The organism is Lancefieldella sp. Marseille-Q7238 (assembly GCF_949152215.1).
In the GTDB taxonomy this organism is placed as follows: domain Bacteria; phylum Actinomycetota; class Coriobacteriia; order Coriobacteriales; family Atopobiaceae; genus Lancefieldella.
Genome location: NZ_OX424407.1, coordinates 1309316 through 1322011, shown reverse-complemented (window position 1 = coordinate 1322011; position 12696 = coordinate 1309316). Strand labels below are relative to the sequence as shown.

General features: G+C 49.5%; 14 protein-coding genes. 5 read left to right on the top strand and 9 right to left on the bottom strand.

What is annotated here, in order from left to right:
* Window positions 1-10: 10 nt before the first annotated feature.
* The 5 genes from QM016_RS05980 to QM016_RS05960 all read left to right on the top strand — a co-directional run bounded on the left by QM016_RS05980 (window position 11) and on the right by QM016_RS05960 (window position 4945).
* Window positions 11-976, top strand: a complete 966-nt coding sequence (locus QM016_RS05980) for a metal ABC transporter substrate-binding protein (RefSeq protein WP_282711096.1) — start codon at window positions 11-13, stop codon at window positions 974-976.
* Between the two features lies 1 nt (window position 977).
* The gene (locus QM016_RS05975) at window positions 978-1730 is read left to right on the top strand and encodes an ABC transporter ATP-binding protein (protein WP_282711093.1); all 753 of its coding nucleotides are present in this window, start codon (window positions 978-980) and stop codon (window positions 1728-1730) included.
* Entirely contained in the window at window positions 1723-2541 is an 819-nt protein-coding gene (locus tag QM016_RS05970) for a metal ABC transporter permease (protein WP_016477428.1), read from the top strand. The genes QM016_RS05975 and QM016_RS05970 overlap by 8 nt, the downstream gene beginning before the upstream one ends.
* Window positions 2542-2638: 97 nt before the next feature.
* Window positions 2639-4174: a glycine betaine ABC transporter substrate-binding protein gene (locus tag QM016_RS05965; protein ID WP_282711456.1), complete on the top strand. Its 1536-nt coding sequence runs from the start codon at window positions 2639-2641 to the stop codon at window positions 4172-4174.
* A 12-nt stretch (window positions 4175-4186) separates the two neighbouring features.
* Complete coding sequence (locus QM016_RS05960; protein ID WP_282711089.1) at window positions 4187-4945, top strand: ABC transporter ATP-binding protein; 759 nt, start codon at window positions 4187-4189, stop codon at window positions 4943-4945.
* 27 nt (window positions 4946-4972) lie between these two features.
* Here QM016_RS05960 and QM016_RS05955 read toward each other — a convergent pair whose 3' ends face one another.
* From QM016_RS05955 to QM016_RS05915, 9 genes are all read right to left on the bottom strand, one after another.
* Window positions 4973-6109 (bottom strand): GTP-binding protein, encoded by a 1137-nt coding sequence (locus tag QM016_RS05955; protein ID WP_282711077.1) that lies wholly within the window; start codon window positions 6107-6109, stop codon window positions 4973-4975.
* 192 nt (window positions 6110-6301) lie between these two features.
* Complete coding sequence (locus QM016_RS05950) at window positions 6302-7549, bottom strand: amidohydrolase family protein (RefSeq protein ID WP_282711063.1); 1248 nt, start codon at window positions 7547-7549, stop codon at window positions 6302-6304.
* A gap of 157 nt (window positions 7550-7706) precedes the next feature.
* Window positions 7707-8525, bottom strand: a complete 819-nt coding sequence (locus QM016_RS05945; protein ID WP_282711057.1) for an oxidoreductase — start codon at window positions 8523-8525, stop codon at window positions 7707-7709.
* A gap of 10 nt (window positions 8526-8535) precedes the next feature.
* Window positions 8536-8934, bottom strand: coding sequence for a hypothetical protein (locus QM016_RS05940; RefSeq protein ID WP_016477434.1), 399 nt, complete (start codon window positions 8932-8934; stop codon window positions 8536-8538).
* Window positions 8903-10066: a fosmidomycin resistance protein gene (locus QM016_RS05935; protein WP_282711046.1), complete on the bottom strand. Its 1164-nt coding sequence runs from the start codon at window positions 10064-10066 to the stop codon at window positions 8903-8905. Before QM016_RS05935 ends, QM016_RS05940 begins: the two co-directional genes overlap by 32 nt.
* A 27-nt stretch (window positions 10067-10093) precedes the next feature.
* The gene (locus QM016_RS05930) at window positions 10094-10351 is read right to left on the bottom strand and encodes a hypothetical protein (protein WP_282711045.1); all 258 of its coding nucleotides are present in this window, start codon (window positions 10349-10351) and stop codon (window positions 10094-10096) included.
* Between the two features lie 12 nt (window positions 10352-10363).
* The gene (locus tag QM016_RS05925; RefSeq protein WP_016477437.1) at window positions 10364-10858 is read right to left on the bottom strand and encodes an S-ribosylhomocysteine lyase; all 495 of its coding nucleotides are present in this window, start codon (window positions 10856-10858) and stop codon (window positions 10364-10366) included.
* 162 nt (window positions 10859-11020) lie between these two features.
* Window positions 11021-11446: a TOBE domain-containing protein gene (locus tag QM016_RS05920; RefSeq protein ID WP_282711044.1), complete on the bottom strand. Its 426-nt coding sequence runs from the start codon at window positions 11444-11446 to the stop codon at window positions 11021-11023.
* A 68-nt stretch (window positions 11447-11514) separates the two neighbouring features.
* Window positions 11515-12654: an ABC transporter substrate-binding protein gene (locus QM016_RS05915; protein ID WP_282711043.1), complete on the bottom strand. Its 1140-nt coding sequence runs from the start codon at window positions 12652-12654 to the stop codon at window positions 11515-11517.
* Between the last annotated feature and the right edge of the window lie 42 nt (window positions 12655-12696).

Here is a 12696-nt window from a genome sequence, read left to right as displayed (position 1 = left end):
GAGGTTTTACATGTACCGTTTTTCAACGCCATCCTTTACGCGACGCCAAGCCATGGCCCTTCTCGGCACCTTAGCTGTTACGTCTCTTGCGGGCTGCACGGGCAACAACCCTTCCTCTTCCGACCCGAAAGAGACTGAAAAGCCACTTGTACTGACCACGTTTACGGTCATCCAGGATATTGCCGCAAATATTGCCGGAGACGTTTGCGACGTACAGTCCATCACGAAGGCGGGAGCGGAAATCCACGATTACGAACCGACTCCTGAAGACCTGAAGCTCGCACAGAAAGCCAATCTGATTCTCAATAACGGTCTTGGACTTGAACGCTGGTTTGAGCGCTTTGTCGCCGATTCAAATGCAGAACGCGTAGATTTGAGCCAGGGGATTACTCCTATGAACATCGCTGAGGGAGAGTACGCGGGAGAAGCAAATCCACACGCATGGATGTCTCCTGCAAATGGACAGATTTACGTCGACAACATCGTGAAAGGCCTTAGTGCTTTAGTGCCTGATCATACGGACGACTTTACAAAAAACGGTGAAACGTATAAAGACAAGCTTCAGAAGATTTCCTCGGATCTCACAGAAGAGCTCTCTTCCCTACCCCAAAATCAGCGGACGTTGGTAACGTGCGAAGGCGCCTTTTCCTATCTCTGCCGTGACACCGGGTTAAACGAGATTTACCTTTGGCCGGTCAACGCTTCCGAAGAAGGCACTCCACAGCAGATTGCAAAGGTGGTTGAAGAGGTAAAGAAGCAGCAGGTTCGTGCTGTCTTCTGCGAATCGACCGTCAGTCCTAAAGCCATGCAGCAAGTCGCTGACGAAACAGGAGCTATCCTCAAGACGGACGAAGCTCACATGCTCTATGTAGACTCGCTTTCCGAGACAACGGGACCCGTACCCACCTATCTTGATCTTCTTAAGCACGATGCAGACGTTATTGTCGAAGGACTTACAGGAAAGAGCGCGAATTAACATGTCACTCAATGTTTCGAGCGTATCCGCCTGGTATGAAGGGACTCAAGATAAAACGCCCGTCATCCACGATATTACCTTCACCCTCAAAAGCGGCAGACTCTGTGCTCTTGTGGGCGTCAACGGAGCCGGCAAATCAACGTTGTTCAAAGCCTTGATGGAACTCATTCCATTCAACGGATCCATCACGTGGAAGGGGCAGCCCTTCCGTGAGGCAAGACGCCAGGGACTCATAGGTTACGTTCCGCAGACAGAGGCCATCGACGGTTCCTTCCCGCTGCTGGTAGAAGATGTCGTCATGCAGGGGCGGTACTGCCATCAGGGCTGGTTCCGCGTTCCCTCGCAAGAAGATCGCAAGCTTGTAGCCCAAGCTTTGGATCGAGTAGGACTTTTGGAATTGATAGACAGACCACTTTCACAGCTTTCCGGCGGCCAGCGCAAGCGTGTTTTTGTAGCGCGTGGTATTGCCCAAAAAGCTGAGTTGCTCCTGCTGGACGAACCGTTCGCCGGAGTCGATGCAAAGTCTGAAGCAATCATCACTCAGCAGCTCCGCGTTCTTGCGGAGGAGGGACGCACACTGCTCGTCTCCATTCACGACATCCATTCGGCCCGAGAGAATTTTCAGGATTGCTTAGTTATCAACAAGACGATAACCGCCCAGGGCCTCGCGGCAGATGTTTTGAGCAGCACTGAGCTTCTCGCCAGCTTAGGGCTCAGCGAACACGGACACATTGAGGAGGTGCCCCATGCCTGAGATCGAGATTCTCAAATACGCGTTTATGCAGCGTGCCTTGGTAACAGGCCTTGCTACCGCACTCGTATGCGGCCTTTTGAGTTGTTGGATTACGCATATGGGCTGGTCGCTTATGGGCGACGCCATCTCACACTCCATCCTTCCCGGCGTCGTTATCTCCCATCTTGTAGGGCTGCCGTATCTCGTGGGCGCACTGGTATTCGCACTCATTACGGTAGTACTCGTTGGACAGGTCAAAAAGAGTCAGATTGTCAAACCCGATACAGCCATCGGCATCGTGTTCACCACATTTTTCGCCCTTGGTACTGTCTTGATATCCAAAGTGCCCAGTCAAATCAACCTTTCACATATTCTCTTTGGCAACTTGCTGGGCGTCACCGTTCCCGACATGCTGCAGGTACTTCTCATTGGCCTCCCGATCGCGCTTATCCTTGTACTTAAAAACAGAGATCTCACGCTCCTCGCGTTCGACCCTACCCATGCACAGGCGATTGGCCTTTCCGTACGATGGCTGACGTCACTTTTGCTTATTGCCCTTGCCTTGGCTATCGTCATATCACTGCAGGCGGTAGGCGTCATTCTGTCCGTTTCGCTTTTAATTGTTCCGGGGGCGTGCGCTCGGCTTCTTACGAATCGTATGCGCCACATGCTTTGGATCTCCCCGCTCATCGCTATCGTGAGCGTGCTTATTGGCATTACTGGCAGCTATTATTTTGACGCTTCGTCCGGCGGCATGATTGGTCTTACTCTTGGAATTATCTTCTGCATTATTTTTGTTATCAGAAGTCTGCCTTCTTTGGACCGTGTTTAGAAAGTTCCGATCCGGGTAAGGACATACCACGATAAAACTTCAACCTGGTTTACATCGTTTGTAAACCAGGTTCTTTGATTTGGAGACTGATGTGAACATGCTACAAGACATGTGGGCACTTCTTGTCTCTCGCTGGGATTTTTTCAGCCGACTACTCCTCGAGCACATTCAGATCTCCTTCACAGCAGTCGTCATTGCCATCATCGTCGGTGGTGTGACCGGTATTCTCATAAGCCGCTTTCAAAGAACCGCAAAGCTTACACTTGCTGTCATCAACTTTCTCTATACCATTCCATCCATCTCTATGCTTGGTTTTTTAATTCCGTTTTCAGGGATTGGCAATGCAACCGCCATTATTGCCCTGACCGTATATGCACTGCTCCCCATGGTTATCAACACGCACACCGGACTTACCAACATTGATCCGTTACTCATTGAAGCCGCCGAGGGCATGGGCAGCACTACGTTGCAGACACTTATCAAGGTCAAAATCCCTCTGGCGCTTCCTATCATCATGTCAGGTATTCGCAGCATGACTGTCATGACCATTGCACTGGGTGGCATTGCATCCTTTATCGGCGCGGGAGGCTTAGGTGTTGCCATTTATAGAGGCATTACCACTAATAACTCAGCTATGACCATGGATGGAAGTCTCCTTATTGCTTTTCTCGCCTTAATTGTTGATTTCTTACTGGGATGTATCGAGAAGCGCATGAGACTTAGAAGCGCTCGAGCGCGTCAACGCAATAAAATTGCCGGTATTATAGGCGTTATTCTTACTGCCCTCGCTGCTATAGCGCTATTTTTGCCTTTTGGTCAGAAAGAAACTATCAATATTGCAACCAAACCGATGACCGAGCAATACATACTTGGCGAGGCTCTCAAGGAACTCATTGAAAGCAAAACAGACCTCAAAGTCAACCTCACGCAGGGAGTTGGCGGCGGCACCTCAAACATTCATCCCGGCATGGAGAAAGGTTCGTTTGACATTTATCCGGAATACACGGGCACCGGATGGAACCTAGTCTTGAAAAACACTGATTTCTATTCCAACGACAAGTTCTCACAACTTCAAAGCGAATATCAACAGAAATACAATATGCACTGGCTGGGCATGTATGGATTTGAAAATACCTTTGGCCTTGCAGTCAGAAAAGACATCGCAGAAAAGTATAATCTGCAAACCTACTCTGATCTTGCACGCATCTCCAACCAACTGACCTTTGGCGGAGAATATGATTTCTTTGAACGTGAAGACGGATATGCCGCCCTTTGCTCGACATACGGAATGACTTTCAAAAATACCGTTGATTTAGACATCGGTCTTAAGTATGAAGCCATGAGCCAGGGAAAAATCGACGCCATGATAGTCTTTACCACTGACGGCAAGCTCAATACTGCAAATATTGTCCTCTTGAAAGATGACCGTCACTTCTTCGCCTCATACCAGGCGGGCAATGTGGTCAGAGATGAGGTTTTGCAAAAATATCCTGAGCTCAAGGCTCTTCTCGATAGCCTTACCAATACCATCACCAACGAGGATATGGCTCGCATGAATTACGAAGTTGAAACCAATGGCAAAGAACCCAAAGACGTAGCTCATGAATACCTGATATCCAAAGGTCTCATTTAGGAGGTGACACCCATGATAGCCGCAATTGAATTCAAAAACATCCATAAGACCTATGGTGAAAAAATCATCATCAACAATCTTTCCCTCACAATCGGGCAAGGGGAATTCGTCACGTTCATCGGATCTTCAGGTTGTGGCAAGACAACGCTTCTCAAAATGGTCAATGGCCTTACTATGCCTACCAGCGGAAACGTCCTTGTTAACGGAGAAGACATTCACGAGAAGAACCTCATTGAACTCAGGAGAAATATTGGCTACGCCATTCAAGGCAGCGTTTTGTTCCCCCATATGACCGTTGAACAAAATATTGCCTATGTACCGAATCTCCTGAATAAAAAAGATACCAAGCGAACCAAAGATGCCGTCGCCAAATGGATGCAAATCGTAGGTCTTGACGAAGAATTTAAGAACCATTATCCTGCCGAACTCTCCGGTGGTCAGGCGCAGCGCGTAGGTATTGCCCGTTCTCTTGCAGCATCGCCCAGCATCCTGCTTATGGACGAGCCTTTTGGCGCGGTTGATGAAATTACTCGTGATCAACTCCAGGAGGAAATTAAGCGTATCCACAATGAAACGCATATCACCGTTCTCTTTGTCACCCATGATATTTCCGAAGCGCTCAAGCTGGGTACAAAGGTATTGGTTATGGGTGCAGGAAAAATTCAGCAATATGGAACGCCTCGCGAGATCTTCCACAACCCTGCGACAGACTTTGTCAGGCAATTGGTAAAACGCGGCGTCTACCAGGATCTGTCTCTTGAAAACGATTGATTGTATTCGACTACGCTGGAGCACCGTTTATACATCAGGCATATATTCAGTCAAGCAGGCATCGAGGCCAACTTTCAGCGCTTCATGATCCATGTGCCGTCCAATAAAGCAGAGCTTTGTTTGGCGATCCCCTAGTTCGGGGTCCCATTCTTCACGCAGCTCGGGCTTCTCGTCAAGCAATGCCTCACGAGCCTCAGGCGGCATAGAATCGTAAAAAAGGCCGTTCTCATAGAATTGCACTTGCTTGCCGGCCTGCTCAAAGACGTAACTCATATCGGGATCTTGCGCCGCCCAAAGCGATCCCTTTACGCGAATGATGCTCTTGGGCCATTCGGACACAAACTTATTGAGCTTATCCAAGTCAAAAGGCTTGCGGCGCTTGTATACAAAGGTTGTAATCTCGTATTCAAGCACCTCCGGATCTTCATGCTCTTCCGGATGTTCCATCGCGTCCATCCATGCGGCCGAAGCATACGCCTTATCAAAATCAAAGCGACTGGTATTGATAAGTTCGCTCATAGCGATGTCGCCGTTTTGAACTTCAACAATGACAGCATCTCTCTGCAAACCTCGCACCAAAGCCCTGAGTTCCGCCAGTTGCTCCTTAGTCACAAGGTCAGTCTTGTTCAGAACCAGCGTCGAGCAAAACTCAATCTGTTGAATCAAAAGATTTTCAATATCGCCTTCCTCTATGTCATCGGCGAGAAGGGCTTTTCCACCGTTGAACTCGTCATACATGCGAGCACAGTCGACTACGGCAACGATATTATCAAGGCTCAGATGGGAGTGCTTGGCCGTGTGCTGGCTCTGATTGCAAAATGCCGAGATGGTATAGGTAATGGGAATGGGCTCGCAAATACCCGACGCCTCGATAATGATGTAATCGAACTCCCCAGTATCAGCCAAATCGCCAAGCTGCAAGGCAAGATCATTTGAAAGCGTGCAGCAAAGACAGCCATTTGTCAGGGGAATGACATCGCCCTCTTTTGCATATCCGCCATCTCGAATCAAACTCGCGTCCACATTGATTTCACCGATGTCATTCACAATAACAGCAGCGCGAATACCCTGCGTATTGGAGAGAATCTGGTTCAAAATGGTTGTTTTCCCTGCACCGAGATATCCGGTAAGCAAGGCGATTTTGACTTCCTTGGGCTCGACCATCACAAACTCCCGTCACTGTCATACAGAGGAACCCCGACCCGAAAGTCGGGGCCCTCGCGTACACATCACAATACCATGTCTGACACCTGGCGCTTTTCAAAGAGCTTCTCACAGCACCTCCACGTTCTTCGCAGCACCTCACAGCGTTTCTCGCGCTGCTTCTCGTGCTTCTCGCGTTCCCTCGCATAGCTCCTAGAAGCTGCCACGCTCAATAATGGTGCCTTCCTTCATGATCACATCCATGTTTTCAGGCGTAAGGTCATGAATGTTAGAGGTAACATCGCCCTTAACAACCAGAAGGTCAGCAGAGAGACCTTCCTTAACAGCACCAAACTCGTTCTCTTTACCAAGCATCTTGGCGCCGTTGTAGGTTGCGGCGGAAATGGTATCAAGAATGGAAACGCCAACCTTATCGACAAAGTCATACATCTCATCAATGGTGACATAGCCGTACGGCGTTACAAAGCTGAAGGAATCGGAGCCGATGGTAATGGTAATACCCAGCTCATACGCCTTACGAAGGTTCTCGTAGGTGCGTGCGAGGCCCTTTTCGACAACCGTCTCGCCTGGGAATGCGTCAAGCTCGGGAGTCCAGTCAGGCGGATAGGTGGAATACCATGTGGGCAAGAAGCCGATGGTAGGCGTAAAGAATGTCCCCTGTTCAGCCATGAGTTTCATAGTGCGCTCGTCAAGCTCAAAGCCGTGGATAAGCTGCGTGCAGCCAAAGCGCACGCAATCGTATGCGGCGTCAAAGTTATTGTATGAGTGTGCATACAGAGGAATTCCTACCAGCTTGCACTCATCGGCAATGGCCTTGATTTCTTCTGTCGAGAAGAGCTGCAGACGATCAGAGTCCCAACGCCAGATACCGCCACCGGTAGCCCAGATTTTGATACCATCGGGATTCTCGCGCAGACGACGACGGATTGCCTTCCGAAGCTCCCACGGGCCATCGACCTGGTCGCCCCACGGATGACCGTCTTTGGAAATCTGCAGCGGCAGATGGTGAGAGTCGCCGTGACCGGCAACGCGGCAGAAGCCAAGACCGGTTGCAAAGATGCGCGGACCTGTCATAACGCCCATGTTGACCAAATCACGGATAGCAATACCGTTACGGCCAATCTCAACAACGGTAGTCAAGCCATGCGTGAGAGCATCATATGCCTGCTTCACCGCGCATGCCTGCTTCTGAGCCACAGACTCAATAACCCAGTCATTATCATTGTCGGTAAGATTACCTGAAAAGTGCAGGTGAGAATCGATTAAACCCGGCATAACCGTATGACCGGTTGCGTCATAGATTTCATAGCCCTCAGGAACTTCAGTGCGGGTACCCGCGTAGGTAATCGTTTTGTCATCGACAAGGACAACGGAATCTTCAACAGGAGCAGCACCGGTTCCGTCAATAAGCTTACCACCCACAAAAGCGTGCTTACTCATACGTCTCACATCCTTTTTTCACTTTGTCTGCTCAACTTTTGCGCAGCAACCATAGACTTATCTGGATAGTAAGACTAGGTAAACTTATAGACAAGAATCCTTCTTAAGTAAGCGGTAAATGGAGCAAAACCGTCTACAAACGGATGCGCGAAAGATGCTACATCGTACGTTTGATGATGAAATCGAATGCGCGCGTAGGAAGCACCGCATGCCAGAAAACACCAGCGTGTGCTCCTGCTCCCGCAAGATAGCGAGTTTTCGGTCTGCGCACGTTTACCGCTTTAAGGATGGCCTTTACCACCACACTCGGTCTGCTCGCAATCGGTCCGTTATAAATTCCCCGAATGCTGCGAGCAGTTTCGATGGCCCGGTGTTCATATACGCTACCGCGAGAAGATGCCTCCAGGTGGTCGGCCGCGATATAGGGCCAGTTGGTTTTTATGAAACCCGGCTCAATAAGAACCACGTCAATACCAAAATCACTCAGCTCCATACGCAGGGCATCAGAAAGCGCCTCTACGGAGTATTTTGTCGCATGGTACCAGCCACCAAGATAGCTCACCAGGCGGCCTCCCACCGAGCCGATATTGATGATCCGACCACGTCCCTTCATGCGCATATACGGAAGAACCCTTTTGGTAAGCTCAGCCAAGCCGAAGACATTAACCTCAAATTGGTGGTGCGCTTCGTCAGAAGTCACATCTTCAATGGCTCCAAACGACCCATAGCCTGCATTGTTTATCAATACGTCAATACGTCCCTGCTCACTGACTATCCGCTTAACCATGGCAGTGCAGGAATGCGCATCGGTGATATCCAGGTGCAGCGGGTGAACGCCACATGAAATCAACGGCGCGATTTTCTCGACACGTCGAGCGGCGCCATAAACAATATGTCCCTGCTTGGCAAGAGCTTCCGCAGCTCTGTAGCCCATGCCGCCGCTGGCCCCCGTTATGAGAATGACTTTTGGATCCATGCGTATCACCTTAAAGACTAAAAACCGTATGCAACAAAAAACCACTGGCAAAGGAGCACGTGTTGGCCACCAGCGAAAGTTCTACCGGATGTTCAAAGCGGTATGTTATCCGATAGAGAATACTCTCGACAACGATTGCGCTCAACTCCAAGAAACCCACCGCAATATAATAAAGCACAAAATCTTGCGTAAGATCTGCCGCAAGAAGGGACAGGTACACCACAAGCGGATTCGTTGCCACTTGAGCAAGAGTCACAACCAACAGGCGCCGCACGTCCCGGATATGAAACAGAAACGCAGCAACAATAAGCTCGACGGCAATCGTTACCGTCAAGCTCCGGACAAAAACAAAAAGCATCTCTTGGATGAGGCCGACGCTACACTCCACAAGCATCAGCCTGATTGGCACAGTAAAGCCCTCCAAGAAGTAACGCGAGCGATACGGCTGCCAGCGCTACAAGCACAAACGGACTCGACGGGGCAAACCCCAAAAGCGCCGGCAGTGAGCCTACCGCCAACGAAAACGAAGCAATGCCAAAGGCCGTACCCCTGGCGCAAGGTAAAAGTCGGGCAAGGACGGACAGCGTAATCGGCATCGTAAAGTTAAATAAAAACACCGCGAGAAGCCCCGCTACCGGATATTCCCACGCAAACAAAAACAAGAGCATCGAAGTTGCAAGAGAGACGGCAGACGTCAAACGCAGTCCGTATTTGTCGGCGACCACACCACCGCAGGCTTTTCCAACGACAACGCCCCCTACCGCAAAGGCCGCAAGAAGTGGATCTGCCTTCCACGGAAACGTCATCACCATACCTGCATAACTACGGAGAAGTACGGTTGTTGCCAAAAGAACTACCGCCATCGTCCGAGCGCGCGTAAATGTTGGCATCATAAAAGGCAAATTGTGCTTTTGCCAATGCTTTACGTTCATACGCCATAGGGCAAAAACCAGAGCGGCGCAAATCAAAAGTAACGTCAATAATGTAAACGCAACCAAGAGTTTGTTTCTTTGGAACAAGAGTGTTGACAGAAAAACTCCTGCCGCTCCGGTTGAAATGAAAATACCGGACGGCGCCGTGCGCTTCTCGGAAACATTCAGTACGTCAATGCCGCCGGCGCAGTGAAATGCCGCATTCCCTATGGACAAGAAACATACCGCAATCCAGGCACAAACTCCTAAAGGAACCAGAGAGACAACGATACCAAACGCAATAAGAGCAAAAGAAACCAATGCTGCGCGCTGGTTCTTGTCGACACGGTCAAGAAGCGCACCTATGGGAAGCTGCAGTGCAAAGGCAAACATGTCGTATAAGAGAATTGCGAAAAACACCGCAAACGGACTTGGCTGATTGGATGTACCGGCAAGATCCAGCGTTGAACTCACTGCTCCGAGCATCGTAGACACACAGGCAAGATCCACAACAAAATGGCAGATGGCATAGGTAAAAACCATCGATCCTACTGCCGACGGTTCGGGAACAGAAACCTCTCCTTCATGCGCCGTATAAGACATCGTGTATGCCGCGTCCGCTGCGCTCATCCGTATCACCCCCAACAAATACGCGCGCTATTTTTTACTTTTTATGATGGCAATAACCGCAATAATTGCAAATGCGAGAATAAGCACCGGCACTATAACGGCAAGTGCGTCACCAGTGCCGTTTGTTTGCGCAATCGTCTCGATAACCCTATGGGTAGGAGACTCCAACTTGGGCGCGGGTATCGCATCCGCATAAACAGTAAGAGGAAAGAGCATAAGACATACCGTAAGTAACAGTGATGTTGAAATTAATACCGATGTTGAAAAAATCTTACGCCAGGACATATCAGCCTCCACTCAACTCAACAACGTCGGATAATGCGTATGGGCATCATCGAGACAATACAGCGTTTTATCCAGATACCGACGCGCCCACCACTGTGCCTGCACAAGGTCGGCATCATGCCAATTCCCGCATTCTTCAGGACGTGCACCGGGAATCTCACCCTCATAATCACGGGCAAACTCAAAGAGGCGCTTGACCAGGTCGGCTATATCAGCCGGTTCTGCCTCACCGAATACGACGAGGTAAAAACCTGTACGGCATCCCATGGGTCCAAAATAAATAACGCGAGAAGACCACGCGGGGTCATTGCGCAAAAACGTCGCTCCAAGATGCTCAAGAGCATGCACCGCAGCGGTATCCATGACAGGCTCACGGTTCGGAGCCGTAAGGCGCAAATCAAAGGTAGTTACTACCGCGCCGCTCTTCTCGTCAACATCACGACGTGACACGTATACGCCTGGCTCAAGAACCCTATGATCAACGGAAAAGCTTGCAATACGTTCCATGCGACCTCCTTCGCGCCTCTCATTAATCGCGCGCTGCTTCCTATAATCATAAACGAACTCAGACCGACCATATAAGACCGACACACAATCTAAAAAGACTCTGCCGAGAAGCACCTGAATGGAGGCACTTCTCGGCAGATACAACGTTCGCGAGAGCAACTACTACTCAATACCAACCATTACATCGGTTGCCTTGATAACAGCAAGAGCAGGATCTCCCACCTTAAGACCAAGCGATTCAATGGCCTCATTGGTAATGGAGCCGGAAATCACAATACCATCGGCTGTCTCAAGGGAGACATGACCATTAACAGCACCTTCGGTCACCTTGATGATAGTGCCGGGAAGCTGATTGCGAGCGGAAATGTTGGCAATACGTTCAGAGCCCGAAGCGAACATAACATTGGTAGCTTTGATAATGGCATATGCGGCCTTACCTTCAGTCAGGCTAAGCTCCTTGATAGATTCTCTGGTAATGTCGGCCTTGACCTCTTCGTTGCCCAAAGAGATTACGACAACGCCGTTGACAGCACCTTCGATAACTTTAACAATAGTACCTTTAAATTGATTACGTGCGGAAATACGCATATCCTGTCCTTACATCAAACGTTTACAGACTGTATTACTATACCCAAGTAATCGCATCCTACCCATCCTTATTCAGGATTCTTGGCGGCAAGGATAAGGTCGATTTCGTTTTCTGTAAGTTCATAATTCAGGTAGGTCTTATAGAAATCTTTGACCTTAGCGCGGATATCAAGATCGGGGAAGAGGTCCGGATGCAGCAATGCGGAGACCCACTGAATCTGCAGCAGTTCCTCAACGCCATAGCGATCCCAGCCAAAGACGCCCTTGGGGTTTACATAGACTTTCTTATCCTTAACTGCTGAAATGGAAGCCCAAGCAGGATCAGCCAAAATCTGGTCGACTTCTTCAGCCTTACCGGTAATGATAACCTCAGGGTTCCAAGCAATAATCTGCTCAAGCGAGAATTTCTGCTGCGCATTACCTTTGGTGCTTTCGGTAACGGCATTCTTGCCGCCGGCCGTCTCAATCCAGGTATCAATAATGGTATCTTTGCCGTCGAGGGTAAACGTGTACACGGAAGCGCCGTGCATGACGCTCGGACGGTCATTCTCGCCAAGGTTGTCAGTTTTCTCTTTGACGAATGCAACCGTAGAGGAAAGTTCCTCATTGTATTTCTTGGCAATATCAACAGCCTTGCCACCGTAAACCTTACCGGTCAGTTCGATAGATTTCTGCATGGTCTCGTACGTATTAAAGGAGCAGTTGACCAAAGGAATACCAAGCTCTTTTGCCTTGTCTCGAAGATTCTCATTGGAATCAAAGATGACTTGCGGCTCAAGCTTTGCAAGTTCTTCGAAGTTAAAGTCTTTTCCAAAGGTAACCGTAGCCTTCTCCATATTCGGACAAACCTTATACATCCACGGGAAGCTTTTCTTATCACAATGAGTCGCTACAAGACCCTCAGCTCCGGTAAGCATGATGGTAATCTCATTGTGCGCATACCAGCCGTCAGCATACTTGGTGGGATTCACGGGCACTTCAACCTCAGTACCATTCATGTCGGTAACCGTCTGTGTACTCGGTTGCTGAGACTCTTCCTTCTTGCTCGTATCCTCGGTCTTGGTGCCACTGCAAGCAGCAAGGGCGCTGCCGGTAAGACCAAGCATACTTGCCATACCCGCATACTTGAGGAAATCACGTCTGCTTACTGACGAAAGATTTGCACCCTTGTTGTAGTCAATGTTCTCGTTGTGCTCTCTGGATTCCATGTGTTTTCCTTTCATTTGAACCTAACCTGTCTGCCCGCTTTT